Genomic DNA, 25457 nt, shown 5'->3' on the forward strand with positions numbered 1-25457 from the left:
CGTGAAGCTGGACTCCCTGTACCAGGACGTCATCCTGGACCACTACAAGAACCCGCACGGGCGTGGTCTGAGGGACGGCGACGCCGAGGTGCACCACGTCAACCCGACGTGCGGTGACGAGATCACGCTGCGCGTGAAGTACGACGGTACGAAGATCAGCGACGTCAGCTACGAGGGGCAGGGCTGTTCCATCAGCCAGGCCTCGGCCTCGGTGCTGAACGATCTGCTGGTCGGCAAGGACCTCGCCGAGGCGCAGCGGATCCAGGGGACCTTCCTGGAGCTGATGCAGTCCAAGGGGAAGATCGAGCCCGACGACGCGATGGAGGAGATCCTGGAGGACGCGGTCGCGTTCGCCGGGGTGTCCAAGTATCCGGCCCGGGTGAAGTGCGCCCTCCTCAGCTGGATGGCGTGGAAGGACGCGACGGCCCAGGCGCTGGGCGCCGACGCCGAAAGGACAACGGCATGAGCGAGACCGTGGAGATGAAGCCGGCCTCGGAGGAGGAGCTCCGGGAGGCCCTGATGGACGTCGTCGACCCAGAGCTGGGCATCGATGTCGTCAACCTCGGCCTGATCTACGGCATTCACGTCGACGACTCCAATGTGGCGACCGTCGACATGACCCTGACCTCGGCGGCCTGCCCGCTGACGGATGTCATCGAGGACCAGGCGAAGTCCGCCACGGACGGACTGGTCAACGAACTGCGCATCAACTGGGTCTGGATGCCGCCGTGGGGACCGGACAAGATCACCGACGACGGCCGCGAGCAGCTTCGCGCATTGGGCTTCAACGTCTGACAGCCGCTTCGTCCACGCACGCGAGAACGGCGACGCCCCCCCCCGGGGCGTCGCCGTTCTCGCGTGCGGGCACCCCTGCGCTGTGTACGCTCGTACATATGGGATACCTGCTGCTCGCCGGGGCCATCGCCGCCGAGGTGTGCGCCACCACCGCCATGAAGTACAGCGACGGCTTCAGCAGGCTCGGGCCCTCGCTGCTGACCGTGCTCGGCTATATCGTCTCCTTCGCCCTCCTCGCCCAGACGCTCCGTACCGTCGCCGTCGGTACGGCCTACGCCATCTGGGCGGGGGTGGGCACCGCCGTCATCGCCACCATCGGCGTGGCGTTCCTGGGGGAGGGACTGACCACCGCCAAGGCCGCCGGGATCGCGCTCATCATCATCGGCGTCGTGGTGCTCAACCTGGGCGGCGCGCACTGATGGCCCGGCGCCACGACCCCGGGCGGCGGCAGCGGATCATCGACGCGGCGATCCGGGTCGTGGGCCGCGCCGGCATCGCCGGACTCAGTCACCGCAGCGTCGCCGCCGAGGCGGACGTGCCGCTCGGCTCCACCACGTACCACTTCAGGACGCTCGACGACCTGATGGTCGCCGCACTGCGGCAGGCCAACGAGGGCTTCGCCAAGGTGGTCGCGGCGCGGGGCGGCCTCGAGGACCCGCGCGCCGATCTGGCGACCGAACTCGCGGCGCTGATGGGCGAATGGCTCGCCGGTGAACGCACTGGGGTCGAGCTGGAGTACGAGCTGTATCTCGCCGCCCTGCGCCGCCCCGCCCTGCGCCCCGTCGCCGCCGAGTGGTGCGAGGGCGTGGCCGGGCAGCTGTCCCGCCGCACCGACCCGGTCACGGCGCGGGCACTGGTCGCGCTGGTGGACGGCATCTGTCTCCAGGCACTGCTGACCGACACGCCGTACGACGAGGCGTATGCCCGGGAGGTGCTGGGGCGGGTGATCCCGGCGGAGTGACGGCGGGCGCGTCCGGCGCGGCCGGGGAGCGGGCCGTGGGACGGGTGAGCGGCCCGGCGACCGTCGCCCGCCCGCGGGGCCGGCGCCGGTGCCGGGAGGTGTCCTCCGGCCGGGTGCGGTGCTCCCGGCGGCGGTCCCCGCGCGAGTGCCCCGGTGGAGGGCTCGCCCGGCACGTGAGATGCCCGGGGACCGGTTCGCGTCCGTGGCCGCCGGGCCGTTAGGTTGCCCTTATGACCGACACGACTGCTCAGAGCACCACCGGTGCGGTGGCCGCCGGCCTCGCCACCCTCGCCGCCGACGGCACCGTCCTCGACACCTGGTTCCCCGCCCCCGAACTCGTCGCCGGGCCCGGACCCTCCGGTACCGAGCGGCTTTCCGCCGAGCGGGCCGCCGAACTGCTGGGCGGCGGCGCCACCGCGGCGGTCGGGCCGGATTCCCGCCGGGGCGTCGAGGTCGTCGCGGTCCGCACGGTCATCTCCTCGCTGGACGAGAAGCCGGTCGACGCGCACGACGTCTATCTGCGCCTGCACCTGCTCTCGCACCGTCTGGTCAAGCCGCACGGCCAGAACCTGGACGGCATCTTCGCCCACCTCGCCAACGTCGCCTGGACCTCGCTCGGTCCGGTCGCCGTGGACGACGTCGAGAAGGTGCGGCTGAACGCCCGCGCCGAGGGCCTGCACCTCGCCGTGACGTCCGTCGACAAGTTCCCCCGCATGACGGACTACGTCGCCCCCAAGGGCGTCCGTATCGCCGACGCCGACCGGGTGCGGCTCGGCGCACATCTCGCCGAGGGCACCACCGTCATGCACGAGGGCTTCGTCAACTTCAACGCCGGCACGCTCGGCACGTCGATGGTCGAGGGCCGCATCTCGGCCGGTGTCGTCATCGGTGACGGCTCCGACATCGGGGGCGGCGCCTCCACCATGGGCACCCTGTCCGGCGGCGGCAATGTGCGCATCTCCGTCGGCGAGCGCTGCCTGATCGGCGCCGAGGCGGGCGTCGGTATCGCCCTCGGTGACGAGTGCGTGGTCGAGGCCGGTCTGTACGTCACCGCCGGCACCCGGGTCACCATGCCCGACGGCGAGGTCGTCAAGGCCCGGGAGCTGTCCGGCGCCTCCCACATCCTGTTCCGCCGCAACTCCGTCACCGGCACGGTCGAGGCCCGCCCGAACAACGCGGTCTGGGGCGGCCTCAACGAGGTACTGCACAGCCACAACTGACCCGCCCGTCATGCCCGTACGCGGTGACGGGCGTGGCGGCCGGGATACCGACCCGGCGGGCCGGACCCACCCGGTGGGGGCCCGGCCCGCTCGGTGTCAGGCCGTCACCAGGTCGTAGGTCCGGCGGAGTTCCTCCGTCGTGCGGGAGCCGGCCGGCCGCAGCGGCGGGCGCACCGGGCCCGCGGGGAGGCCCAGATCGGCGAGCAGGGCCTTGGCCGTGACCGTGCCGGGGAGGCCGTTCGCCATCATCGCCTCGATCAGCGGCGTCACCCGGTGCTGCAGACGCGTGGCGCGGGCCGTCTCACCCGCGTCGAAGGCGTCCAGGACGGCGCGGACGAGGTCCGGGGCCACGCCCGCGACCGTACTGACACAGCCCGCGCCGCCGACCGCGTACAGGGCGAGGATGTGCTCGTCGCAGCCCGCGTAGTAGGCGAGGTCGGTGCGGGACATCAGCTTCTGCGCCGACAGGAAGTCGTACGAGCAGTCCTTCACCGCCATGATCCGGGGGTGTTCGGCGAGCCGGAGCAGGGTCTCCGGCTCGATGCGGCTGCCAGTGCGGGCGGGGATGTCGTACAGGGCCAGGGGGAGGCCGGTGGCGGTCGCGATCTCGAGGAAGTGCGCCTCGATCGCGTCCTGCGGGGGGCAGTTGTAGTACGGGGCGACGACCAGGAGGCCGTCGGCGCCGGCCTGTTCGGCCGCACGGGCCAGTTCGGCGGTGTGGGCCGTGTCGGGGGTGCCGACGCCGGCGACGATCGTGGCGCGGGTGCCGATCGCCTCGCGCACCGCCGTGATCAGGGCCGACTTCTCGGCGTCCGTGGTGGTGGGGGACTCGCCCGTGGTGCCGGAGAGGACCAGGCCGTCGCAGCCCCGGGTGACCAGGTGGTCGGCCAGGCGCTGGGCGCCGTCCAGGTCGAGTGCGCCGGCGGGGGTGAAGGGGGTGATCATCGCGCAGAGGGTGCGGCCGAAAGGGGTCATGGGGGTAGTGTCGGCCGCCGGGTAGTGAAGTTCCACTTACATGTCATGACGAGTATCCGTAAGCATTGCTTAATGGATAGCGCGGGGTGCGCGGGGGTACTCGGGTTTTCCCGACCCGAGAGGAGGCGCATCGTGACCGGAACCATCGAGCGACGGCCGGTTCGCGACGAGCACAGTGTGGGTGAGCTCGTCGGGCAGGCCACCGAGCAGATCTCACGGCTCGCACGGCAGGAAGTGGCACTCGCCAAGGAAGAACTGGCGGAGAAGGGCCGCCGTGCCGGAAAGGGCGGCGGGATGCTGGGGGCGGCGGGCGCGTTCGGCTACGCCGGGCTGCTGGCGCTGGCCGGTACGGGTGTCGCTGCGCTGGACCTGGTGCTGCCCCTGTGGGCCGCGGCGCTGATCGTCACGGGCGTGCTGTTCCTCATCGCCGGGGTACTGGCTCTTGCCGGCCGCGGGCAGCTGCGCCGGGCCACGCCGCCCAAGCCGGAGAAGACGCTCGGCAGCGTGAAGGCCGACATGGAGGAGATCAAGGGAAGGGCGCACCGATGACGCACGATGTGAGGCACGCGGGGTCCCATGTCGACGCGGCCGCGGAGGCCGCCGCGACGGGACGGGGCGTGAAAGGGCCCGACGAGCTGCGTCGGCAGATCGAGCAGACCCGGCACGAACTCGGCGACACCGTCGAGGAGTTGGCCGGAAAGATGGACGTCAAGGGGCGGGCGAGGGCACGGGTCGAGGACCTGCGGGACCGTGCCGGGGCGATGACCGTGCAGATGCGCAGCAGCGCCGCGCAGGCCGGGGAGGCCGGCAAACGGAACCGCAAGCCGGTGATCGTCGCGGGTGCGGTGGTCGCCACGGCGGTGGGCGCGGTGATGGTGCGGCGCCATGGGCCTGCGGCGGGACACGAGGTGGGGTGGAGGATTTCGTCCTCGGTTCGGGGTCGTATGCCCGCGGCGCGGCGTGGGGTGGGGTGGAGGTTGCCGTCCTCGGTTCGGGGTCGTCTGCCTGTGGCGGGACACGAGGTGGGGTGGAGGATTCCGTCCTCGGTTCGGGGCCGTGTGCCCGCGGCGCGGCGTGGGGCGGGGTGGAGGATCCCGTCCTGGGTCCGGAGTCGTGTGCCCGCGGCGCGGCGTTCGGCCAGGTGGGGGTGCTCATAGCGGCCACGGCGAGAAGGGGTGGCGCGGGGCCGACGGGCGATAACCGTCCCTGGTCCGGGGCGGGCGAACGCCCTCGCCCCGGACCGCACCCCGCTCGCCGTGGGCGGACGCGTTCCCCTACGGGCGGAAGCGCAGGATCTGCGGGTCGTGGTCGCTGATCTGGTCGTGGAACTCCGCGTTGATGTGCACGCTGTCGTAGCTGAAGCGGCGGATCGACGGCGTGATCAGGATCTGGTCCAGGACCTGGCTGTTGCCCTGGTAGACATAGGAGTAACGCTCCGACTTCGGCAGGGACTTGATCGCCGACCAGAGGACGCCGCGGCCCTCGAGGATGTCGGTGGTCCGTGAGAACTCGAAGTCGTTGATGTCGCCGAGGGCCACGACGTGGGCGTTCTTCTGCGCCTTGAGGACCTTCGCGGTGAAGTCGTGGACCGCCTGCGCCTGGAGATGGCGCTGGGTCTCCGAGCCGCGGGACGGGGGCTGGTACTGGGAGGTCAGGCTCTGGTCGCCGCCCTTCGAGGCGAAGTGGTTGGCGACGACGATGACGGTGCGGCCCCGGAACGTGAACTCGCCCGCCAGCGGCTTGCGGCTGTCCGCGAAGGCCTCCGAGGCGGGGTCGACCCGGCCCGGGGAGAGGGTCAGCGCGGCCCTGCCCCGGACCTTCACGACATCGGTGGGGGTGGTCGCGTCGCCGCCCGGGCGGTCGGTGAAGGAGACCCGGGCCGGGTTGAAGAGGAACGCCTGGCGGATGTTGCCGCCCGGCTGGCCGCCGTCCTCCTTGTCGGCCGGGTCGACGGAACGCCAGTCGTAGCGCGGACCGCCCGCCGCCTCGATGGCGTCGATGAGCAGGGCCATCGTCCGGTCCGCGGCGACCGTGCCGTCGTCGGTGGGGCCGTTGTTGTCCTGGATCTCCTCCAGGGACACGATGTCGGGGGACCTCAGGTGGTTCACGATCGCGGCGGCGTGGGCGCCGAAGGTGTCGTCGGAGGGGTCGAGGTTCTCGACGTTGTAGGTGGCGATCGCCAGTTCGGAGCCGTGCTGTGCGCGGGTCGTCTCGCGCCGCAGGTCCCCGGACCTCAGGGTGCCGAGCTCGCCGGCCACCAGGGTGTAGCCGCCGTACTGGTTGTAGTCCAGCGGGCCCGCGGTCCTCCCGGCGAGGGTGTCGCCGACGTTTGCGTCGGGGAAGTCGGCCGCCCTGCCCAGCGACTGGATCTGCAGCCGGCCCGTGTTCTGCGAGCCGTACGAGCCGTAGACCGTGCCGCCGCGGAGGTTGCGGTGCTCCCAGGGCTTCACCGTGACCCAGAGTTCCGTGTACGGGTCGGTGGCGCCCACCACCCGGGTGTCGGAGACCTGGACGTTCATGCCCTCCAGTGACTCGTAGAGGTCGAGCGCGTACCGGGCGGGGTGCAGGCGGAGGTCGTTGACCGAGCCGTCCGGGACGGGGGTGTAGGCGGCCGGTACGGATCTCGCGGTGATCGGCGTGGCGGCCGGAACCGCGTTGCCGCTGGAGACGACCGTGAAGGCCGGGCGGGTGATCTCCGTCAGGGACTGGTTGCCGGAGGACGTACCGCCGGGAACGTACTCCGTCACCGTGCCGGAGACGGTGACGGCGTCGCCGACCGCGACACCCTTCGGGGTCGACCCCGTGAAGACGAAGACGCCCTCGCTGGTGGCCGGGTCGGCGTCCGGAGCGGGATCCTGGATCCAGAAGCCCCGGGACGAGCCGTAGGTGCGGACGCCGGTGACGATTCCGGTCACATCGGTGACCGCTTGGCCCGCGTACGGCGATATGCGGGTGTCACCCTGGATGTCATGGATGCGCACGGAGTCCGCGTGCGCGGGCGAGGTGAGGACGACGGTGGATGCCGCGGTGCACACGGCGGCGACGGTGAGCGCGGCGAGACGCGCGGACGACTTGCTGGGCAACGGATTCCCTCCGGGAACGTGATCTACGCCGGGACGAGGGTGGAGCGTGGGTCACTCCCTGTCTACGCGCGTCAATCTCCAGCCTGACCAAGCCACTTGTCAAGGTTTCAGCCATGTACGGTCACTGAAGGTGAGATGAAGCGGGCGGCATGGGTGGAAATCCGTCTAGGCTGAGCGGCTGAGTCGTTCATGGTCCTAGGAGAAACAGCCGATGTCAGACAGCTCCACCCTGCCGCCGGCGCGGCTGCGCCCCGAACCGGAGCTGGCGCGCGACGCCCTGTCCACCCCGGTGCTGTCCCGTGCCGTCCGGCTCGCCCGCTGGGCCGGGTCCGCGACCCGCGTGGACGCGGGCGGCGGACTCGTCGAGGAGCAGTTGCCGGCGGCCGCCGCGGAGCTCGGGCTGACCGGGGACGACGCCGCGGCCCACGCCAGTGAGGCCTGGCGCGTCGCCCTCGACACCGGGCTCGTCGACGTCGTCGACGAGGAGGAGGGGACGGTCGCCGCGGGCGCCGAACTGGCGCTGCTCACCGGGGGATCGCCGCAGGATGTGCTGGAGGTGTGGCTCACCGCCCTGGAAACCGTGATCGGCGACGCGAGCGTCCCGGACCTGGGCGGACTCGTCGACGCCCTCACCGAGGGCGAGGGCCCCGGGGAGCTCGATCTCGACGCGCTGGACTGGGACCCCGACGCCGAGGCCGACTTCCTGGACGGAGTGCTCGGCAACCTCTACCTGCTGACGGTCGGCGCGGAGGGGCCCGGCGGGGCACCCGTGCCCCTGCCCGCGCTGGCCGCGTCGGTGATCGTGCCCGACGACATGCCCGAGCCCACCAACGACGTCCTGGAACAGATCTCCGACGCGATGATGCGGCTGGACGACCAGTTCCGCATGCTCGAGCCGGTGGGAGTCGTGGAGTACCAGCCGGTCGACGAGGCATTGATGACCGACGCCGACGAGGAGCCCGCCGCCCCGGAGGACGACACCGACGTCTCCCGCTACGGCATGGTGCGGCTCACCCCGCTCGGCCTCTACGGACTGCGCGCCCGGCTGCTGGACGCCGGATTCGAGGCGCCCGCGGTCGGGGACCTCGCGGACAAGGGCGCCGACGCGCTGCTCGACGGCACGGCCGTCTTCCCGCCGGAGGCCGCCCACGCGGAGACCGAACACTGGCTCGCCCGGCGCGAACCCCTGGCGTCGGCACGGGAGTTGCTGGCAGCGGCCCGCGGCACCGACGAGGGCGCGCCACTGCGAAGGCTGCGGTGTCAGCAGGCACTGTCCCTCGTCGGCGCCTCGGCCGAACCCGCGCTGAGGGACGTCCTCGACGATCCCGAACTGGGCGGACTGGCGCGGGTGTGGCTGGCCGAGCACGGGGCGGCCGATGTGCCGCCGCCGTCCGAGGCCCTCATCTTCTGGCTGACCATCGACACGGTGGCCGCCCAGCTCGCCGCGGAAGGCAATTCCGAGGAACTGCGTTCCCTGGTGGAAGGGCTGGCGCGGCAGCACAGCGGCTTCTTCGACACCGCCTGGCGGGTGGACCACCCGGCCACGGCGGACGTACTGGAGGCCATGGGGCGACTGCACCCCGACAAGAAGGTGGCGAAGGAGGCACGCAAGGCCGCGTTCAAGGCCCGGTCCCAGCACGGGGGCTGAGCTTCACGGGAGCGGGACGTGCCGTGACCCCCGCCGTTCAGCCGGCGTTCAGGTGGGGACGGGATCGTGACGGGCGCACTGTCCACGGTCAGTCCACCGCCACCTGGAGCCGGCATGCCGCTCACCCGCAGGGACTTCACCAGAACCTCCGCCCTCACCGGGGCGGGGGTCGCGCTGGCGGGCGCCACAGGCGTCCTCGCCTCCGCCCCCCACGCGCTCGCCTCGGCCGACAGCACGGAGGCAGCCGACGGCCGGCCCGGGGGCGTCGGCTACGGGCCGCTCCTGCCCGACCCGGAAGGGCTCCTCGCCCTGCCCGCGGGCTTCACCTACCGCGTCCTCACCCACTGCGGCAGGACCCGTCTGGAGTCCGGCGAGTTCACCCCCGCCGAGCACGACGGAACGGCCGCCTTCCCCGGCCCCCGCGGCAGCACCCTCCTGGTCGTCAACCACGAGATGGACGGCCCGCGCGACGAGGCCGAGTTCCCGGTACCGCTCACCGACGGCCTGGTCTACGACCCGGCCGCACCCGGCGGCTGCACGATCGTCGAGGTGCGCCCCGACGGCGCCGTCGCCGAATGGGTGGGCATCGCCGGAACGGCCAACAATTGCGCGGGCGGCAGCACCCCCTGGGACACCTGGCTCACCTGCGAGGAGAACTCCGACCGGGCCGGCGAGAACGGTATGACCAGGGACCACGGCTATGTCTTCGAGGTCGACCCCGCCGACCGGCGCGCCAACCGCCGACCCAAGCCGCTGAAGTTCTTCGGGCGCTACGACCACGAGGCCGTCGTCATCGACCCCCGGCGCGGCCACGCCTACCTCACCGAGGACGCCGACGGCCCCAACGGCCTCTTCTACCGCTGGACCCCGCCGCGGGACTTCCGCCACGGCCCCCGGAAGTTCCGGACCCTCGCCGACGATGCCGGCGTCCTCCAGGCGCCCAAGTGCTACGACTCCGGTGGCCGGTTCGTCGACGACCTCTCCCGCGCCACCAGGACCGGCACCGTGTACGGGGTCGACTGGGTGGACGTGCCCGACCGCGACGCGCGCGAGGTGCCGGTCCGCGAGCAGTTCGGGCCGGGCGAAGTCACCCGCGGCCGGAAACTGGAGGGCATGTGGTGGGGCGACGGCGGGGCGTACATCGTCTCCTCCTACGCCCGCGGGGAGAGCCCGGTGCGGCACGACGGTCAGGTCTGGTTCTACCACCCCGGGCGCCGCACCCTCACGCTCAAGGTGCTGCTCGGCGCCGACCGGGACCCGGTGAGGGACGGCGCCTTCGACGGCCCGGACAACATCACCGTCTCCCCGTTCGGCGGCCTCGTCGTCGCCGAGGACGGCGAGGGCGCACAGCACCTGTTCGGAGCCACCGACAGCGGACGCACCTATCCCATCGCCCGTAACGAGCTCAACATCGGTACCGAGGAGGAGCCGGAGTACAGCGAATTCACCGGAGTGACCTTCTCCCCGGACGGCAGGACCCTGTACGCCAACATCCAGGAACCGGGAATCATGGTCGCCATCACGGGGCCGTGGAAGCGGCAGCCGCGACGCTGAACCCGCGGGCGGAAACAAATCGTTGGCCCGGCCCGCGGGAGTCCTCCTACAGTGATGCACGTCCAGGTGCGAAGGCAGGACCTACTTCCACTCATCATGGGGCGGTCACGGGTTCGAGTCCCGTCACCGGCACCACACGCCGGTGTAGCTCAGGGGCGAGAGCACCTTGTCGGTTCCGCCGACTTCGATCTCTGGACACACGACGTCACGCACCTCCCGGTGCGCGGGCGACGGCTACTTCACTCCAATGAATCCAGGCCGCCGCCGACTTGATCTCGGGAGGCGCGGCATGGGGTGGGTGCCCGGTGCGCAGGCAGCGGGTACTTCCGGGATCAGGTTTGTTGCGGGTTCGAATCCCGTCGTCGGCCCGGGGCCGATGTGGCGGAAACGGAAGACGCGCCTGACGTGTCCCGTCGCCGACTCGTTTCTCGGGCGCCCTCCTTTGCCGTGCCTCCCTCCGAAAACCGACATGAATTCGGGGGAATTCACCATGGCACGTTTCAACACCCGGGCGGCCACGCCGCAGCCGACATCGCGAGTGACGTCCACCGGCCGAGTGCTGCGTACCTTCGAGGGCGGCCGGGGCCGCGAGCGGGATGCACGCTCGGAACTCTTTCTCCTCTCGGTGTCCAACTTCGTGACGCAGCGGACCTTCTACGAGAGCGGCGACCGCCGTGACGACCGGTTCGCGAAGCTCGTACGCGAACTCGCCGTGACCGACCCGTCCTGGACGGCGGGCCTGCTCGGCTGGCTGCGCGGCGAAGGCAACCTGCGGACCGCCTCGCTCGTCGGCGCCGCCGAGTACGTCAAGGCCCGCCTGGACGCCGGCGCGACCGACGGTCCGTCCAACCGGCAGGTCGTGGACTCCGTACTGCGGCGGCCCGACGAGCCCGGTGAACTGCTCGCCTACTGGACGGCGACGTACGGCCGGAACATCCCGAAGCCCGTCAAGCGCGGTGTCGCCGACGCCGTACGCCGCCTCTACGGGGCCAGGGCGCTGCTGAAGTACGACACCGCGTCCAAGGGCTACCGCTTCGGCGACATCCTGAACCTGGTGCACGCGGCCCCCGACCCGGACAAGCCGTGGCAGGGCGAGCTGTTCCAGTACGCGCTCGACCGCCGGCACCACCCGGACACCGCGGTGCCGCCCGCCTCGAACCGTGTCCTCACCGCGCACCGCGAACTGATGGCGCTGCCGGTCGAGGAGCGACGCGCGGTCGTCACGGCGCCCGACGGTGCCGAGCGGCTCGCCGCGGCCGGCATCACCTGGGAGTCGCTGGCGGGGTGGCTGCGGGGGCCGCTGGACAAGGCGGCCTGGGAGGCGATGATCCCGTCCATGGGACCGATGGCACTGGTCCGCAACCTGCGGAACTTCGACGAGGCGGGGGTGTCCGACGAGGTGGCCGCGACGGTCGCCGCCCGCATCGCCGACCCGGCGGAGGTCGCGCGGTCGCGGCAGTTCCCCTTCCGCTACCTCGCCGCGTACCAGCACGCCCCGTCGCTGCGCTGGTCGTACCCGCTGGAGCGGGCGCTCGGTCACTCGCTGGCCAACGTACCCGCCCTGCCGGGCCGGACGCTGGTGCTCGTGGACCGCTCGGGGTCGATGTTCTACTCGCGGATGTCGGACCGTTCCGAGCTCACCCGCGCCGACGCGGCCGCGGTCTTCGGTACGGCGCTCGCGCTGCGGGCGGCGAAGGCGGACCTCGTCGAGTTCGGCTCGACCAGCAGGCCGGTGCGGTTCCGCCGGGGCCAGTCGGTGCTGAAGATCCTCGACCGGTTCGGTGACCTCGGCGGGACCGACACCACCGGGGCGGTGCGCCGGCACTACAAGGGGCAGGACCGGGTGCTGATCGTCACCGACGAGCAGTACGCCCACAGCCACCACGGCGACCCGACCGAGCAGGTGCCCGCGGACGTTCCGGTCTACACCTGGAACCTCGCCGGCCACCGCGCGGGCCACGGCCCGTCGGGCACGGCGAACCGGCACACCTTCGGGGGTCTGTCGGACGCCGCCTTCCGGATGGTTCCCCTGCTCGAGGCCGGGCGGGACGCCGACTGGCCGTGGGCGGCGTGACGGAACACCGGGCGCCACGGGGGAGGGGCGCCCGGTGTTCCGTACCCGTGGCTACAGCGCCTGGGCGGCCGGCTTCACCATGCCGCGGACCGTGCGCCCCTTCACGAACTCGCCCATCGCGGTCATCTCCCATTCGCCGGAGAACTGGCGGATGAGCTTCGCCATCATCACGCCCGTCTGCGGCTCGGCACCCGTGAGGTCGAAGCGGACCAGTTCCTCGCCCGTGGTGCCGTCCAGGAGGCGGCAGTAGGCCTTGGCGACCTCGGTGAACTTCTGGCCGGAGAAGGAGTTCACCGTGAAGACCAGGCCGCTGACCTCCATGGGGAGCCGGCCGAGGTCGACGGTGATGGTCTCGTCGTCCCCGCCGCCCTCACCGGTGAGGTTGTCGCCGGAGTGACGGATCGCGCCGCCCACGATCTGGAGCTTGCCGAAGTAGCAGCTGTCGATGTGGTTGCGCTGCGGGCCGAAGGCGATGACCGAGGCGTCCAGATCGATGTCCTTGCCGCGGTAGGCCGGCTCCCAGCCGAGACCCATCGTGACCTGGGAGAGCAGCGGGCGGCCGCCCTTCATCAGGGAGACGGTCTGGTTCTTCTGGAGGCTGACCCGGCCCTTGTCGAGGTTGATCTTCCCGGTGCCGGCGGCGGGGGCGGCGGCGGGCGGGGCCGGCGGTGCGGCGGGGGCGGCCGGCACGGGGGGTGCCTGCGGGACGGGCGGCTGGACGGGCGGGGCCACGGGCTGGGCGGGCGCGGCTGCCGGCTGCGCCGGAGCGGCCGGTTCCTCGACCGTGACGCCGAAGTCGGTGGCGATACCGGCGAGGCCGTTGGCGTAGCCCTGGCCGACGGCGCGGGCCTTCCAGGCTCCGTTGCGCAGGTAGATCTCGACGACCACCAGTGCCGTCTCGGTGCCGAGACCCGGGGGCGTGAACGTCGCCAGGACGGCGCCGCCGTCCGCGTCGCGGAGGGTGGCCGTCGGCTCGATGCCCTGGAAGGTCTGCCCCGCGGCGTCCGGGCTCGCGGTGACGACGATCTTCTCGATGCCCGGGGGCACGGCGGTGGTGTCGACCGTGATCGCGTCGGGGGCGGAGCCGCCGCCCGAGCGGTAGGTCACACCGGGGCCGGCGGGCTGGTTGTAGAAGATGAAGTCGTCGTCGGAGCGCACCTTGCCGTCGGCGGTGAGCAGCAGGCCCGATACGTCGAGCCGCACCGGAGCGGCGACGTCCACCGTCACGCGGGCGGTGGGAAGGGGGATGTTCGAGCCGGGGGTCATAGCTGTCATGCCGGGTGAACGAGCGGGACCGTTTTGCCGTTCCCTTACCTGTGGCCCATATGGAGCAATCGGTTGCCGGCCAGGCTCAGCGGCGGTTGCGGGGGTGGTTCCGGGCGGTTCGTTCGTTGCCGCGCTTGTAGTTCCCCGTCCAGCGGGCCATGACGAGCTGGGGGTCGGGGGCGGTGGTGACCTCGCCGAGGAAGCGGGCGGCCCGGTCGCCGTGCAGGGTGGTCGCGGGGCGGTGGTGATGGGTGATGTGGACGGTGCCGGAGGTGTGGGCCTCGTAGGCGAAGCCGCTCGGTCGGGGCATGCCGGTGAGGGTACGGGGCGGGGACGGGGCGACCCAGCGGTTTTTCGGTTCCGCCGAGCGTCCCCGTCCCTCCCTCAGGGGCTTCGTCCCTGGTCCCCGGACCGTGCCGCCCACTCCGGGATCAACAGAAGGCCTGGCAGGCGCAGCGCACGCTGATCTTCTCCTCCGTGGTCCAGGTGTCGCCCTCGAAGCCGAAGTGCCGTTCGGTCACGGTCTCCTGGCCGACGGTCGCCCTGCACGCCAATCCGTGCTCGGATCTCTCGTGGCCGCACCCGCGGCAGGTACGGGTCACGTTGGGACGCCAGTAGTCCGGATGGAAGCCCTGGCAGGTGCAGGAAACGCCCTCGGGGTGGCAGCGGCCCTCCTCATGGACCGTCCACAGATGTCCGCACCGACATGTGACCACACCATTGTCCAACGCAGTCGCCCCCCTCGACCGGATGTCCGCAGGCTACCGTCGTCCAGGGGACATGAGGAGCCCCCGACGTCCCGAGAGAGGGCGAAGCGCCCTCGGGACCGTCTAAGGAACCACCACGATCTTCCGGCCCACGCCCGCCGCGAACTGGTCCAGGGCCTGGGGGTACTGGTCCAGCGGGAGGCGGTCGCTGATGAAGACGTCCGGGTCCAGGATGCCGTTCGCGAACAGTTCCGCCGCGCGTTCGTAGCTGTGCAGTACGGCCATGGAGCCCGTGATGGTGATCTCCTGGTTGTAGATCCGGTAGGGGTCGATCTGTACGCGCGTCGCGTAGTCGGCGACACCGAACTGCAGGAAGGTGCCCGCCTTCGCCACCCGCTCCAGCCCGTCCTGGATCGCCGCCGCGTTCCCCGTCGCGTCGATGACGAGGTCCCAGCCCCGGGGGCGGTCCAGCTCGTCCGGGGTGGCCGCCGACGCGGAGACCCCCAGTCGCCGCGCCGTCTCCAGCCGCGTCGGATTCAGGTCCACCATGTCCACGCTCGCCGCGCCCGTCCGCTTGGCGAGTTCCAGCATCATCAGCCCCATGGTCCCGGAGCCGTAGATGAGGACATGCGCGCCGAGGCGCGACTGGAGGACGTCATAGCCGCGCACCGCGCAGGACAGCGGCTCGACCAGGGCCGCGTCCTGCGTGCGGACGTGTTCGGGGAGTTTCACGCAGTTCGCCACCGGCGCCACCGCGTACTGGGCGGCACCCCCGGCCGTGGTGACGCCGATCGCCGCCCAGCGTTCGCAGAGGTTGCTGTGGCCGGTGCGGCAGTAGCGGCACTCGTGGCAGTAGAGGGAGGGGTCCACCGCCACCTGGTCGCCGAGCGCCACCTCGGTGACCCGGGCGCCGATGCCGACGACCTCGCCGGCGAACTCGTGGCCCGGCACGATCGGCAGCGTGGGGGCGAACTCGCCCTGGAGGATGTGCAGATCGGTGCCGCACAGTCCGCAGGCCGCGACCTCGACGACGACGTCGCGGGGTCCTGGCGTCGGGTCCGGGACCTCGGCGACAACGGCCTTGCCCACGGACTCGATGACGGCGGCCCTCATTTGACGGCTCCCAACGACAGGCCCTGGACGAGTTTGTCCTGGGCGGCGAACCCCGCGGCGAGTACCGGCAGGGAGATGACGAGCGACGCGGCGCACACCTTGGCCAGGAACAGGCCCTGGCTGGTGATGAAGCCGGTCAGGAAGACGGGGGCGGTCTCGGCGACCACGCCCGTCAGGACCCGGGCGAACAGCAGTTCGTTCCAGCTGAAGATGAAGCAGATCAGCGCCGTCGCGGCGATGCCGGGCAGGGCGATGGGGGCGACCACGCGCCCCAGGACCGTCGGCAGCCTCGCGCCGTCGATCTGGGCCGCCTCGATGATCGCGACCGGAACCTCGGAGAGGAAGGACTGCATCATCCACACCGCGATCGGCAGGTTCATCGCCGTGTAGAGGATGACGAGCGCCCAGATGTTGTCGAGCAGGCCCGTGTTCTTCGCGAAGAGGTAGATCGGCAGCAGACCGGCCACCAGCGGCAGCATCTTGGTGGAGAGGAAGAAGAACAGGACATCGGTCCACTTCCGCACCGGCCGGATGGACAGCGCGTACGCGGCGGGCACGGCCAGGAGCAGCGTCAGCAGCGTGGAGACCACCGAGGCGGTCATGGAGTTGATCATCGCGGGCCAAGGGGTGGCACCGCCGGTCAGGCCGAAGAACTCGCGGTAGCCGTCCAGGGTCAGTGGGGCGGTCACCGAGGGCGGGTTGGTGGCCGCGTCCGCTTCGGAGTGGAAGGAGGTGAGGACCATCCACAGCAGGGGTGCCACGAACACGAGACCGGCCAGCCAGGCGACGACGCCCAGGGCGCTCGCCCGGAGCCGGCCGCCCGGCCGGGACCGTCGGCCCGGGGTGGTCGCGGTGGTGGCGGTGGTGGTGGCGACGGCGGCCATCAGCGGGACACCTCCTCACGGAACAGCGACGACACGACGCGCAGCGCGAAGGTCGCCAGGATGATCGAGCCGATCACGACGACGACGCCGGCCGCGGACGCGAGACCGTTCTCGTGCGCCTGGTAGAAGGTCTGGTAGATCGTGTACGGCAGGTTGGCGGTGCCCAGTCCTCCGGAGGTGATGGTGAACACCGCGTCGAAGTTCTGCACGATGTAGATCGAGCCGAGCAGCATGCCCAGTTCGAGATAGCGGCGCAGATGCGGCAGCGTGATGTGGACGAACACCTGCCAGTCGCTCGCGCCGTCCATCCGGGCGGCCTCGATGAGCTGGGAGTCGCGGCTCTGCAGTCCGGCGAGCAGGATCAGCATCATGAACGGCGTCCACTGCCAGATCAGCGAGGCCTCCACCGCCATCAGCGGCATCTCGGAGATCCAGTCGGGCTGCGCCGCCCCGTCCCCGCCGATCGCGTGCAGCAGTCCGTTGAACAGGCCGTACTCGGGGTTGAACAGGACGTGTTTCCACAGCAGCGCGGCGGCGACCGGCACCAGCAGGAACGGGGCGATGAGCATGGTGCGCACCGCCGCGCGGCCGCGGAAGCGGCGGTCGAGGAGCAGCGCGAGCAGAAGACCGAGGAGCAGGCTGACCAGCACCACGGTGACGGTCAGCAGGATGGTCGTCCAGATCGACTTGCGCAGGGCGGGATCGCTCAGTACCTCGCCGTAGTTGGAGAAGCCGGCGAAGCCGCGGTCGTCGGGGTAGAGCGCGTTCCAGTCGAGGAACGAGATCACCAGGGTGGCCACGAAGGGCAGTTGCGTCACGACGATCATGAAGATCAGCGCGGGCAGCAGCGGGGCGCGGGTGGCCCAGGCGCGCATGCGGTTCGGCCGGGGGGCCGCCGGCCGCGGAGGGGCGGCGGCGGTCCGGTCCGTCGTCGTCAGGGTCATGATGCCTCGTACTTCTCGGCGACCGCCTCGGCCAGCTTCTGGGCCTTGGTCAGGGCGCTGTCGACCGACTGGCGTCCGGCGATGGCGGAGCTGATCTCCTGGGAGACCTTGGTGCCGAGGTCGGTGAACTCGGGGATGCCGACGAACTGGATGCCCGGGGCGGGCCGGGGCTGCACGCCCGGGTCCTCGGGCTTGGCGCTCGCGATGGCGTCCCGGGTGACGTCCGCGAAGGCGGCGGCCTGTTCGCGGTAGTCCGGGATGTCGTAGGTCGAGGTGCGCTTGCCGGCCGGCACGTTCGCCCAGCCGATCTTCTCGCCGACGAGCTTCTCGTACTCCTTGCCGGAGGCCCAGGAGATGAACTTCCAGGCGTCGTCACCGTTGTCGGACGCCTTCTGGATGCCCCAGGCCCAGGTGTAGAGCCAGCCCGAGCTCTCGGTCTTCTCGACCGGGGCGGGCACGTAGCCGATCTTGCCCTTGACCGGGGAGCCGTCCGCCTCCAGGGAGCCGGCGCCGGCCGTGGCGTCGTACCACATGGCGGTCTTGCCCTGGGTCATGTTGTTCAGGCACTCGGCGTAGCCGGACTGGGCCGCGCCGGCCTCACCGTGTTCGCGGACCAGGTCGACATAGAACCGGGTGGCCTCCTTGAACTCCTTGGAGTCCAGGCGGGCCGTCCAGTCCTCGTCGAACCAGGTGCCGCCGAAGGTGTTCACCACCGTGGTCAGCGGGGCCATGACCTCGCCCCAGCCGGGCAGGCCGCGCAGGCAGATGCCCTTCATCCCGCCGTCCGCGGCGTCCACCTTCGCGGCGAGGTCGGCGACCTGCGTCCAGGTGGGCTTCTCGGGCATGGTCAGCCCTTCCTTCTCGAAGACGTCCTTGCGGTACATCAGGAAGGAGGACTCGCCGTAGAACGGTTCGCCGTAGAGCTTGCCGTCCTCCGCGGTGAGGGCCTTGGTCATCGGCGGCAGGATGTCGTCCTGGTCGAAGGCGGTGTCGCTCTCGACGTACGAGTCCAGGGAGTGCAGCCAGCCGTTCTTGGCGTAGATCGGGATCTCGTAGTTGCTGAGTGTCGCGACGTCGTACTGGCCTGCCTGGTTGGCGAAGTCCTGGCTGATCTTGTCTCTGACGTCGTTCTCCGGCAGCACCGTGAAGTTCACCTTGATGCCGGTGTCCTTGGTGAAGTGGTCGGCGGTGAGCTTCTGCAGCTCGACCATCTGCGGGTTGTTCACCATCAGGACGTTGAGGGAACGGCCGTCGGACGAGCCGGATCCGCCGGCCCCCGAACAGGCGGCGAGCGGAGTGATCAGCGCCGCTGACGTGGCGATGGCGAAGACGGTACGAGGTATGCGGCGGCTCTCGGTGCGCATGAGGGACTCCTGGATGTATGGGGGCAAAACGGGAGTGATGAGGTGGTGCGGGCCCGCGGTGGGCGGCCGGCCCGGTGGTGCGGGGACGTGGTGGCGCGGGAACGGGTGGTACGGGAACGGCGGTTCGGACAGGTGGTTCGGGGACGTGGGCGTGCGGCGGTGGCCCGGCGGTCAGACGCGGATGACCTGGGGCCCGAGCAGGGAGTGGCGGTGGGCCTCGGCCGCGGGGAGCAGGGTGCTGGTGACGATCGCCTCCAGCTCGCCGATCTCGGCGAAGCGGCAGAAGCTCACCGCGCCGAACTTGGTGTGCACCCCCGCGAAGACGGTGCGCCGGGCCGACCGGATGGCCTGCGCCTTCACCTCGCTCACCGCGGGGTCGGGGGTGGTCAGGCCGTGTTCGCGGGAGACGCCGTTGGCGCCGATGTACGCCAGGTCGATGACGAACCCGGCCAGCATCTTCGTGGTCCAGTGGTCGACGGTGGCCAGCGTGCCGGCCCGGACCCGGCCGCCGAGCAGCAGGACGGAGACGTTCTCGGCCCCGGCCAGGGCACCGGCGGCCGGCAGGCTGGCGGTGACCACGGTCAGTGGCCGGTCGCGGGGCAGGGACTCGGCGATGAGCTGCGGGGTGAACCCCTCGTCGATGAAGACCGTCTCGGCGTCCCCGAGCAACGCGGCCGCGGCGGCCGCGATCCTGCGCTTCTCGGGGACGTGGCTGGTGGCGCGGAAGGCGAGCGTCGTCTCGAAGCCGGCGCTCTCCACCGGGCTGGCGCCGCCGTGGGTGCGGCGGAGCAGGCCGTGGTCCTCCAGCACCCGCAGGTCCCGCCGGACGGTTTCCCTGGCCACGCCCAGTTCGGTGGCGAGGGCGGTCACCTCGACCGAACCGGTGGCCCGCGCGACGCGAACGATCTCGCGCTGGCGTTCCTCGGCGCTCTTCGCCGCTCTGGCCGTCGTCATCGCCGACACCCGCTTCCGTACGGACTTCCGTGCCTGATCGCCTCCGGCCACCCGAGCGGCGATGCCCGTTCGGGCCCGGTGGCGTCCATGGGGGAAGTTGTACAGCGGTGCTCGCACGCTGAACAGGTCTGTTGCGGATCCGATGCTGCCCGCTTGTGCCCGTTCGGCGTGATGGTTGCCCGTCTTCGACCTGCGTGAGCGCGGGCCGCGACGTGAGATCGGGCAGTGCGGATGCCCGAACGCGGGAGCGGGCGGGCCCGTTCGGTGCCCGCCCGCTCCCGCGAGGGTCGTGTTCCGGCCCGGTCGGCCGGTCAGTACGGCCAGATGGGCGGGTCGGTGACGAAGGGGCCGCCGAGGCAGGCGTGCGCCGGATTGTCCGGATCCAGCTCGCCCTGCTCGGCGATCAGCTTCTCGGCGTACGGCTCGGAGTCGTCCCGCGGTTCGTAGCCGAGCGCCCGCGCGGAGGTGAGGTCCCACCACAGCCGGGTGTTGGCGGAGGAGCCGTGGACCACGGTGTGCCCGACATTCTCGGCGGTCAGCGCCGCGTGGAAGAGGCGGGCGCCGTCGGCGGGGCTCATCCACACCGACAGCATGCGGACGCTGGTCGGCTCGGGGAAACAGGAGCCGATGCGCACGGAGACGGTCTCCAGGCCGTGCTTGTCCCAGTAGAGCTGGGCGAGATCCTCGCCGAAGCACTTGGACAGGCCGTAGAAGGTGTCCGGGCGGCGCGGGGTGTCGACCGGGATGAGGGGGTCGTCGCCCTGCGGACGCGGGGTGTAGCCGACGGCGTGGTTGGAGGAGGCGAAGACGACGCGCCCCACTCCCTCCTCGCGGGCCGCCTCGTACAGGTGGTAGGTGCCCTCGATGTTGGCCTTGAGGATCTTGTCGAAGGACGCTTCGAGCGAGATGCCGGCGAGGTGGACGATCGCGTCGACTCCGCGGACCGCCTCGCGCACGGCGTCCCGGTCGGCGAGGTCCACGACGATCGCGTCGGGCTCGCCGTCGACGGGGCGCAGGTCGAGCAGGCGCAGCGTGTAGCCGTACGCGGGGAGCAGGTCCCGCATCAGGGTGCCGAGGCCGCCGGCGGCGCCGGTGAGCAGAACGGTACGGGGAGCGGGCATCCTCGGTCTCCTTGCGGTGCCGGCCGGGTCGCCCGTACATATGAGCGCACGGCATTCATATTCATGGACAAGCTAAGGAGGTCGGGCGTGGCTCGTCAAGTATCCCGCGACTCCCGTGCGACGTCCCGTCGAACGTCTGAATTGGCTGGTGTGCGGCGCGACACGGTGCTTGACCGGTGTCCCCGGGGCGCCTTAGCGTGGGGGTCGTTCAGGGATATGGACGTGAATCAAGAATATGGACCAGGGAGAGCTTGTGACGTCAGCCCCTCTCGCCGCCCGACTCGAAGTCCCCAGCGGGCCGTTGTTCTTCCCGGTCACCGCGTACGGGCCGGACGGCGCCGTCGATCTCGACACCTACCGACTCCATGTGCGGCGCGGCGTGGAGGCCGGGGCCGCCGCGGTGTTCGCCGCGTGCGGGACCGGTGAGTTCCACGCGCTGACGCCGGAGGAGTTCGAGAGCTGCGTACGGGCCGCCGTGGAGGCCGCCGAGGGGCGCGTACCGGTCGTCGCGGGCGCCGGCTACGGCACCGCGCTCGCGGTCCGCTGGGCCCGGCTCGCCGAGCGCGCCGGGGCCGACGGGCTGCTCGCCATGCCCCCGTACCTGGTCAAGGCGGGCCAGGAGGGACTGCTGCGGCACTACCGGGAGATCGCCGCGGCAACCAGGCTGCCCGTGATCGTCTACCAGCGCGACAACGCCGTCTTCACCCCGGAGGCCGTCGCGGGGCTGGCCCGCACCGACGGGATCATCGGCCTCAAGGACGGCCACGGCGACCTCGACCTGATGCAGCGGACCGTCAGCGCCGTCCGCACGGCGGCTCCCGGGGACTTCCTCTACTTCAACGGGCTGCCCACCGCCGAACTCACCCAGTCCGCCTACCGAGGGCTCGGCATCACCCTGTACTCGTCCGCGGTGTTCTGCTTCGTGCCCGAGATCGCCCTCGCCTGCCACACCGCCTTCCGTACCGGTGACGAGGCCACGGTGAACCGCCTGATCGACGGCTTCTACCGGCCGTTCGTCGAACTGCGCGCCAAGGGCCACGGCTACGCCGTCTCCCTCGTCAAGGCCGGCGTACGGCTGCGCGGCCTGGACGTGGGGGAGGTGCGGCCGCCGCTGCACGAACCCGCGGGGGATCATGTCAAGCAGCTCGCTCAACTGATCGAGCGGGGACTCGCGCTGCTCGAGGAGGGCCAGTGAAGGCGTCGGCGTTCGTCTACCCCTGGGACGTCAACGGGGACCCGGAGGCACCCGCGCGGATCGCCGCGCTCGGCACCGCACAGGTGACGCTGGCCTCCGCCTACCACTCCACCCGCGCGCTGACCCCCCGCCACCCGCGCCACCGCGTCGTGACCGCGGAACACGCCGCCGTGCTCTACCCGGCGGGCGAGGACCGCTGGTCCGGCCGCGCCCTGCGCCCCTACGCGGCCGGCGACTGGGCACCCGGCGACGCCTTCGGCGAGGCCGCGACCGCGCTCACGGACGCGGGCCTGGAGGTGCACACCTGGGTGGTGCTCGCCCACAACTCCCGCCTCGGCGCCGAGCATCCGTCGACCTCGGTGGTCAACGCCTACGGAGACCGCTACCCCTGGGCGCCGTGCGTCGCCCAGCCCGCCACCCGCGCCTACCTGACCGACCTGGCCGCCGAGGCGGCGGTACGCCCCGGCGCGCGCGGCACCGAACTGGAGTCCCTCGGCTGGTACGGGCTGGCCCATCTGCACGCCCACGACAAGACCGCGGGCGTCGGCCTCGGGGACGCCGGGCAGTACCTGATGTCCCTGTGCTTCTGCCCGGCCTGCCGCGACGGCTACGGAGCCCGCGGCCTGGACCCCGACGTGCTCGCCGCCTCCGTACGCACCGCGCTGGAGCCGGTGTGGCAGGGGGCGCCCTCCGACGGAGGCTGGGCGGGCGTCGGCAAACTCCTCGGCGAGACCCCGGCGGACGTCACCCGCGCGTGGCGCGACGAGACGGCCCGCACGCTCCAGGAGGCGGCGGTCGCGGCCGTACGCCAGGCCGCGCCCGAAGGCTTCCAGATCCTCCTGCACGCCGACCCGGTGTCCTACCACTGCGGCGCCAACGCGGGCGTCGACCCGGCCCACATCCTCTCCGTCGCCGACGGCGTGGTCGTGCCCTGCACCTCCGGACCCGGCTCGCTGACCCCCTTCGCCAGGGAGGCCGCCCCGGACACCGTCCTCGCCGCCAACTTCACCGTGGTCTCCGGCATGGGCGGCAGCCCCGACACCCTCGCGGCGGACGCCGCGGCGGCCCACCGCCTCGGCGCCACGGAACTGCGGCTGTATCACGCGGGGTTGGCGTCGGACGCGGACCTGGAGGCGGTGCGCTCGGCGCTGGCCGAGCTCTGACCCCGGCACGACCGCCGACACTCGCACCGGGGCACGGGCGCGGTGGGCGGACGACGGGTCAGACGGGGCCGGCGGCGGACGAGCCCCGGAGCAGCGTCGTCGCCGTCGCCGCCAGGCCGAGGCCGACCGTGGTCAGCAGCAGCCGGAGGTCGAACAGTTCGACCAGGGCGGCTCCAGCCGCCAGGCCGAGCACGTCGGCGTGTACACCAGGGTGTTGGCGGTGGCGGTGACTCGCCCCAGCAGCGGGCCCGGGGTCTCGTGCTGCACGGCGGTCAGCGTGGCGACGAGCACGGCGGGCAGGCCCGCGCCGATCGCCGCGCTGCACGCCCATGCCGACGGGTCGTCCGGCACCGCGCGCAGAGCCACCGCGACGGCGAGTACGGCGATGCCGCACGCGGCGAAATGCCGTGCGCCGAGTCGGCGCAGGGCCGGACCGGAGAACAGACCCACGAGGACCGACCCCGCGCCCTGCACCGCGTACAGCACCCCGGCGTAGGCGGGAGGGTGGCCAAGTAGTCGTCACCGGCCACGGGCGCGGCCGGCGCACGCTGCTATGGAGGGGGCGGGGCGGTCGGATTCGAACCGACGTCCTCCGAGATGCTGTCGCGGCGCACTACCTCTGTGCTACGACCCCGCCTTGCTGGTGATCATATCCCCGTCCACGTTGATCAACAGAGAATATGCAGTGAGGTTTTTCGGCGTTGCCGCTCCAGGGCGAAGACGGCGGAGATTGACGCCAGGTGGTTCGGGCTGCAGCGGGCCCGGCGGAAGATCCGCCAGGACTTCAGCCTCGCTACACCCCGTTCGACCGGTGCTCGGGCCGCTGACAGTGCCCGGGAGATCGGCGTGGGACGGGAACTGTCCAGCGGGAGCAGATTCGTGCAGCGGTGGCGCGGCGTGGCGTACCACCACCGCCAACCGAGCCTTCACCGACTCCGACGACCTGATCATCGCCGTCCGACGCGGCTTACGCCAACTCCAGTACCAGCACGACGTCGTCGACGGCTGCCTCGCCGGCACCGGTCTGCTCGAACCGCCATGACGACGACACGCTTTGAAGGTCAGTAGATGATCCAAGTGCTGGTGTGCACCAAGGAGTGCGTACCGTGGCAGCGTGGCAAACGAAGACCTGGGGAAGACCCTGCGCCGCTTGCGCCGTCTGGCCTCTTTGACGCAAGAAGAGCTGGCCGAGCGCTCCGAAGTCTCCGTCGATGTGATCCGCCATCTCGAACAGGGGCGAAAGCACTCGGCACGCCTCCCCACGCTGCACGCGCTGGCGAACGGTCTCGGCGTGGAGCTGACCACGCTTCTGGGCGACCCACCTGCGGTCTCCTCGACAGGGGAGAACGATGGACCGCGTTTCGTGTCGGTGCGCCGCGCCATCATGCCGGCGCTCTTCGGACCGGAGCCCGCGCCGCCAGGGCCCGACTTCTCATTGGACCGGCTGCGGGAGCAGATTGCGGACGGCTGGACGCAGTACCACTCCGCCGAGTTCGACACGGTGATGAAGGCGTTGCCGGACTTGATCGCGGATGCGCGTGCCGCCACGGCCTCGGGCAACGAAGACGACCGCCAGGCCGGCTTCGCCGCAGTGAGCAAAGCCCTCCAGCTCGCAGGACACGTCGCTGTGCGGATGGGAAAGACGGATCTCGCTCTCATCAGTTTGGAGCGCGCGATAGACGCTGCGGTGCAGTCCTCCGACCCGTTGCTTGTGCCGATGATCGTCAACTCCACGGCGTGGACGTACCAGCGGCAGGGGCGCCTGGAAGACGCGTTGAGCATCGCGCTCCGGGCCGCCGAAGGCCTGGCGAACGCGGGGCATACCGACACGGCCGACGGCTTGAAGGTGTGGGGTGCGTTGACCATGAGTGCTGCCACGTCGGCAGCACGGAGCGGCGACTACGAGCGCGCAGCGGCGATGATGGAATGGGCGGAGAAGGAAGCCGTCCGTGTCGCCAAGTTGCCCGATGGCGGAGACAACCGCATGGTCAGCGTCTTCAGCCCGTCGTCGGTCCGCATTGAACGCGTTCGACTCGCAGTGCAGTACGGGCACCCGCAGGACGCTCTGGTGTTGGCCAAGGGGATGCGGCTGAGCAAGGACACGCCGCCGTCCTGGCGGACGTGGCTCCTGCTGGACGTAGCACGAGCCCACACGGACATGGGGGACGCGGCCGGAGCGGTGAAGACCCTGGAGTCCTTGCGCCGTGTGGCGCCGACGTGGATGCAGCACCACACATTGGCCGTGGCCATCGTGCGTGACCTCTGGACACTCCCCAACCGTCCGCCGGGGCTGCGCCCGTTGGCAGAGTTTCTGGGGCTCGGCGAATAGCGTGGTGAAAGTGGGGCGTTGCGTCCCTGTCAGCGTTCCCGGCATGTCGCTTGCATGAGAGGACAGTGCCCCGGCGGTCGTGCAACCGGCTCCGGGGCTTGGCCGAT

23 protein-coding genes, 1 tRNA gene and 2 pseudogenes are annotated in these 25457 nt (G+C 71.3%); 14 read left to right on the plus strand and 12 right to left on the minus strand.

The window, feature by feature from the left end:
• The first annotated feature begins 1 nt into the window (after position 1).
• From sufU to dapD, 5 genes are all read left to right on the plus strand, one after another.
• Entirely contained in the window at positions 2-466 is a 465-nt protein-coding gene (sufU, locus tag ACIF9R_RS05285; protein ID WP_399974599.1) for a Fe-S cluster assembly sulfur transfer protein SufU, read from the plus strand.
• The gene (locus tag ACIF9R_RS05290) at positions 463-795 is read left to right on the plus strand and encodes a metal-sulfur cluster assembly factor (RefSeq protein WP_129309783.1); all 333 of its coding nucleotides are present in this window, start codon (positions 463-465) and stop codon (positions 793-795) included. The genes sufU and ACIF9R_RS05290 overlap by 4 nt, the downstream gene beginning before the upstream one ends.
• Before the next feature lie 98 nt (positions 796-893).
• Positions 894-1214: a DMT family transporter gene (locus ACIF9R_RS05295; protein ID WP_399974603.1), complete on the plus strand. Its 321-nt coding sequence runs from the start codon at positions 894-896 to the stop codon at positions 1212-1214.
• Positions 1214-1756, plus strand: a complete 543-nt coding sequence (locus tag ACIF9R_RS05300; RefSeq protein WP_399974605.1) for a TetR/AcrR family transcriptional regulator — start codon at positions 1214-1216, stop codon at positions 1754-1756. The genes ACIF9R_RS05295 and ACIF9R_RS05300 overlap by 1 nt, the downstream gene beginning before the upstream one ends.
• A gap of 230 nt (positions 1757-1986) precedes the next feature.
• Positions 1987-2976 carry a 2,3,4,5-tetrahydropyridine-2,6-dicarboxylate N-succinyltransferase gene (gene dapD, locus ACIF9R_RS05305; RefSeq protein WP_399974607.1) on the plus strand — a complete coding sequence of 330 codons (990 nt, stop codon included), beginning with the start codon at positions 1987-1989 and terminating at the stop codon, positions 2974-2976.
• Between the two features lie 96 nt (positions 2977-3072).
• On the opposite strand, the gene dapA is transcribed toward dapD, so the two are convergent.
• A complete protein-coding gene (gene dapA / locus ACIF9R_RS05310) occupies positions 3073-3951 on the minus strand; it encodes a 4-hydroxy-tetrahydrodipicolinate synthase (protein WP_399974610.1) in 879 nt (292 codons plus the stop codon).
• Positions 3952-4083: 132 nt separating this feature from the next.
• Here dapA and ACIF9R_RS05315 point away from each other — a divergent pair, with 132 nt between their 5' ends.
• A complete protein-coding gene (locus ACIF9R_RS05315; protein WP_399974613.1) occupies positions 4084-4500 on the plus strand; it encodes a phage holin family protein in 417 nt (138 codons plus the stop codon).
• Positions 4497-5108, plus strand: a complete 612-nt coding sequence (locus ACIF9R_RS05320) for a DUF3618 domain-containing protein (RefSeq protein ID WP_399974615.1) — start codon at positions 4497-4499, stop codon at positions 5106-5108. The genes ACIF9R_RS05315 and ACIF9R_RS05320 overlap by 4 nt, the downstream gene beginning before the upstream one ends.
• A 117-nt stretch (positions 5109-5225) precedes the next feature.
• Here ACIF9R_RS05320 and ACIF9R_RS05325 read toward each other — a convergent pair whose 3' ends face one another.
• Positions 5226-7034: an endonuclease/exonuclease/phosphatase family protein gene (locus tag ACIF9R_RS05325; RefSeq protein ID WP_399974618.1), complete on the minus strand. Its 1809-nt coding sequence runs from the start codon at positions 7032-7034 to the stop codon at positions 5226-5228.
• Positions 7035-7245: 211 nt separating this feature from the next.
• Between ACIF9R_RS05325 and ACIF9R_RS05330 the strand changes: the two genes are divergently transcribed.
• The 3 genes from ACIF9R_RS05330 to ACIF9R_RS05340 all read left to right on the plus strand — a co-directional run bounded on the left by ACIF9R_RS05330 (position 7246) and on the right by ACIF9R_RS05340 (position 12310).
• Positions 7246-8682: a hypothetical protein gene (locus tag ACIF9R_RS05330; RefSeq protein ID WP_399974620.1), complete on the plus strand. Its 1437-nt coding sequence runs from the start codon at positions 7246-7248 to the stop codon at positions 8680-8682.
• A 114-nt stretch (positions 8683-8796) separates the two neighbouring features.
• Positions 8797-10236 carry an alkaline phosphatase PhoX gene (locus ACIF9R_RS05335; protein ID WP_399974623.1) on the plus strand — a complete coding sequence of 480 codons (1440 nt, stop codon included), beginning with the start codon at positions 8797-8799 and terminating at the stop codon, positions 10234-10236.
• Between the two features lie 490 nt (positions 10237-10726).
• Entirely contained in the window at positions 10727-12310 is a 1584-nt protein-coding gene (locus ACIF9R_RS05340) for a TROVE domain-containing protein (RefSeq protein ID WP_399974626.1), read from the plus strand.
• 51 nt (positions 12311-12361) lie between these two features.
• Here the strand turns inward: ACIF9R_RS05340 and ACIF9R_RS05345 are convergent, their stop codons facing one another.
• The 8 genes from ACIF9R_RS05345 to ACIF9R_RS05380 form a co-directional block, all read right to left on the minus strand.
• Positions 12362-13576 (minus strand): TerD family protein, encoded by a 1215-nt coding sequence (locus tag ACIF9R_RS05345; RefSeq protein WP_399974950.1) that lies wholly within the window; start codon positions 13574-13576, stop codon positions 12362-12364.
• Between the two features lie 85 nt (positions 13577-13661).
• Positions 13662-13886 carry a hypothetical protein gene (locus tag ACIF9R_RS05350; RefSeq protein WP_399974628.1) on the minus strand — a complete coding sequence of 75 codons (225 nt, stop codon included), beginning with the start codon at positions 13884-13886 and terminating at the stop codon, positions 13662-13664.
• A 520-nt stretch (positions 13887-14406) separates the two neighbouring features.
• Positions 14407-15396, minus strand: coding sequence for a zinc-dependent alcohol dehydrogenase family protein (locus ACIF9R_RS05355; protein ID WP_399974631.1), 990 nt, complete (start codon positions 15394-15396; stop codon positions 14407-14409).
• Positions 15393-16280, minus strand: coding sequence for a carbohydrate ABC transporter permease (locus ACIF9R_RS05360; protein ID WP_399974633.1), 888 nt, complete (start codon positions 16278-16280; stop codon positions 15393-15395). Before ACIF9R_RS05360 ends, ACIF9R_RS05355 begins: the two co-directional genes overlap by 4 nt.
• Positions 16280-17224 (minus strand): carbohydrate ABC transporter permease, encoded by a 945-nt coding sequence (locus ACIF9R_RS05365; RefSeq protein ID WP_399974636.1) that lies wholly within the window; start codon positions 17222-17224, stop codon positions 16280-16282. The genes ACIF9R_RS05360 and ACIF9R_RS05365 overlap by 1 nt, the downstream gene beginning before the upstream one ends.
• Complete coding sequence (locus tag ACIF9R_RS05370; RefSeq protein WP_399974639.1) at positions 17221-18588, minus strand: ABC transporter substrate-binding protein; 1368 nt, start codon at positions 18586-18588, stop codon at positions 17221-17223. Before ACIF9R_RS05370 ends, ACIF9R_RS05365 begins: the two co-directional genes overlap by 4 nt.
• A gap of 171 nt (positions 18589-18759) precedes the next feature.
• The gene (locus ACIF9R_RS05375) at positions 18760-19542 is read right to left on the minus strand and encodes a DeoR/GlpR family DNA-binding transcription regulator (RefSeq protein ID WP_399974641.1); all 783 of its coding nucleotides are present in this window, start codon (positions 19540-19542) and stop codon (positions 18760-18762) included.
• A 311-nt stretch (positions 19543-19853) separates the two neighbouring features.
• Positions 19854-20663, minus strand: coding sequence for an NAD-dependent epimerase/dehydratase family protein (locus ACIF9R_RS05380; protein WP_399974644.1), 810 nt, complete (start codon positions 20661-20663; stop codon positions 19854-19856).
• 253 nt (positions 20664-20916) lie between these two features.
• Between ACIF9R_RS05380 and ACIF9R_RS05385 the strand changes: the two genes are divergently transcribed.
• Positions 20917-21858, plus strand: a complete 942-nt coding sequence (locus tag ACIF9R_RS05385; protein ID WP_399974647.1) for a 5-dehydro-4-deoxyglucarate dehydratase — start codon at positions 20917-20919, stop codon at positions 21856-21858.
• Entirely contained in the window at positions 21855-23021 is a 1167-nt protein-coding gene (locus ACIF9R_RS05390; protein ID WP_399974649.1) for a hypothetical protein, read from the plus strand. Before ACIF9R_RS05385 ends, ACIF9R_RS05390 begins: the two co-directional genes overlap by 4 nt.
• Here the strand turns inward: ACIF9R_RS05390 and ACIF9R_RS05395 are convergent.
• Together ACIF9R_RS05395 and ACIF9R_RS05400 are read right to left on the minus strand one after the other, a co-directional pair.
• Positions 22958-23534: pseudogene (locus ACIF9R_RS05395) on the minus strand (MFS transporter); the annotation flags it as partial. The gene ACIF9R_RS05390 and the pseudogene ACIF9R_RS05395 sit on opposite strands and share 64 nt — an antisense overlap.
• Positions 23535-23582: 48 nt before the next feature.
• Positions 23583-23657: transfer RNA gene (locus ACIF9R_RS05400), tRNA-Leu, on the minus strand.
• 265 nt (positions 23658-23922) lie between these two features.
• On the opposite strand from ACIF9R_RS05400, the pseudogene ACIF9R_RS05405 reads away from it, so the two are divergent.
• Positions 23923-24063: pseudogene (locus ACIF9R_RS05405) on the plus strand (DDE endonuclease); the annotation flags it as partial.
• A gap of 72 nt (positions 24064-24135) precedes the next feature.
• Positions 24136-25350 (plus strand): helix-turn-helix domain-containing protein, encoded by a 1215-nt coding sequence (locus ACIF9R_RS05410; protein WP_399974652.1) that lies wholly within the window; start codon positions 24136-24138, stop codon positions 25348-25350.
• Positions 25351-25457: the final 107 nt, after the last annotated feature.

It is taken from the genome of Streptomyces sp. NPDC086080 (genome assembly GCF_044540255.1).
In the GTDB taxonomy this organism is placed as follows: Bacteria; Actinomycetota; Actinomycetes; order Streptomycetales; family Streptomycetaceae; genus Streptomyces.

Coding starts and splice junctions, on each gene's coding strand:
- ACIF9R_RS05290 (WP_129309783.1), top strand. CDS start 463: ATGAGCGAGACCGTGGAGATGAAGCCGGCCTCGGAGGAGGAGCTCCGG.
- ACIF9R_RS05295 (WP_399974603.1), top strand. CDS start 894: ATGGGATACCTGCTGCTCGCCGGGGCCATCGCCGCCGAGGTGTGCGCC.
- ACIF9R_RS05300 (WP_399974605.1), top strand. CDS start 1,214: ATGGCCCGGCGCCACGACCCCGGGCGGCGGCAGCGGATCATCGACGCG.
- dapD (WP_399974607.1), top strand. CDS start 1,987: ATGACCGACACGACTGCTCAGAGCACCACCGGTGCGGTGGCCGCCGGC.
- dapA (WP_399974610.1), bottom strand. CDS start 3,951: ATGACCCCTTTCGGCCGCACCCTCTGCGCGATGATCACCCCCTTCACC.
- ACIF9R_RS05320 (WP_399974615.1), top strand. CDS start 4,497: ATGACGCACGATGTGAGGCACGCGGGGTCCCATGTCGACGCGGCCGCG.
- ACIF9R_RS05330 (WP_399974620.1), top strand. CDS start 7,246: ATGTCAGACAGCTCCACCCTGCCGCCGGCGCGGCTGCGCCCCGAACCG.
- ACIF9R_RS05335 (WP_399974623.1), top strand. CDS start 8,797: ATGCCGCTCACCCGCAGGGACTTCACCAGAACCTCCGCCCTCACCGGG.
- ACIF9R_RS05340 (WP_399974626.1), top strand. CDS start 10,727: ATGGCACGTTTCAACACCCGGGCGGCCACGCCGCAGCCGACATCGCGA.
- ACIF9R_RS05345 (WP_399974950.1), bottom strand. CDS start 13,576: ATGACCCCCGGCTCGAACATCCCCCTTCCCACCGCCCGCGTGACGGTG.
- ACIF9R_RS05350 (WP_399974628.1), bottom strand. CDS start 13,886: ATGCCCCGACCGAGCGGCTTCGCCTACGAGGCCCACACCTCCGGCACC.
- ACIF9R_RS05355 (WP_399974631.1), bottom strand. CDS start 15,396: ATGAGGGCCGCCGTCATCGAGTCCGTGGGCAAGGCCGTTGTCGCCGAG.
- ACIF9R_RS05360 (WP_399974633.1), bottom strand. CDS start 16,280: ATGGCCGCCGTCGCCACCACCACCGCCACCACCGCGACCACCCCGGGC.
- ACIF9R_RS05365 (WP_399974636.1), bottom strand. CDS start 17,224: ATGACCCTGACGACGACGGACCGGACCGCCGCCGCCCCTCCGCGGCCG.
- ACIF9R_RS05370 (WP_399974639.1), bottom strand. CDS start 18,588: ATGCGCACCGAGAGCCGCCGCATACCTCGTACCGTCTTCGCCATCGCC.
- ACIF9R_RS05375 (WP_399974641.1), bottom strand. CDS start 19,542: ATGACGACGGCCAGAGCGGCGAAGAGCGCCGAGGAACGCCAGCGCGAG.
- ACIF9R_RS05380 (WP_399974644.1), bottom strand. CDS start 20,663: ATGCCCGCTCCCCGTACCGTTCTGCTCACCGGCGCCGCCGGCGGCCTC.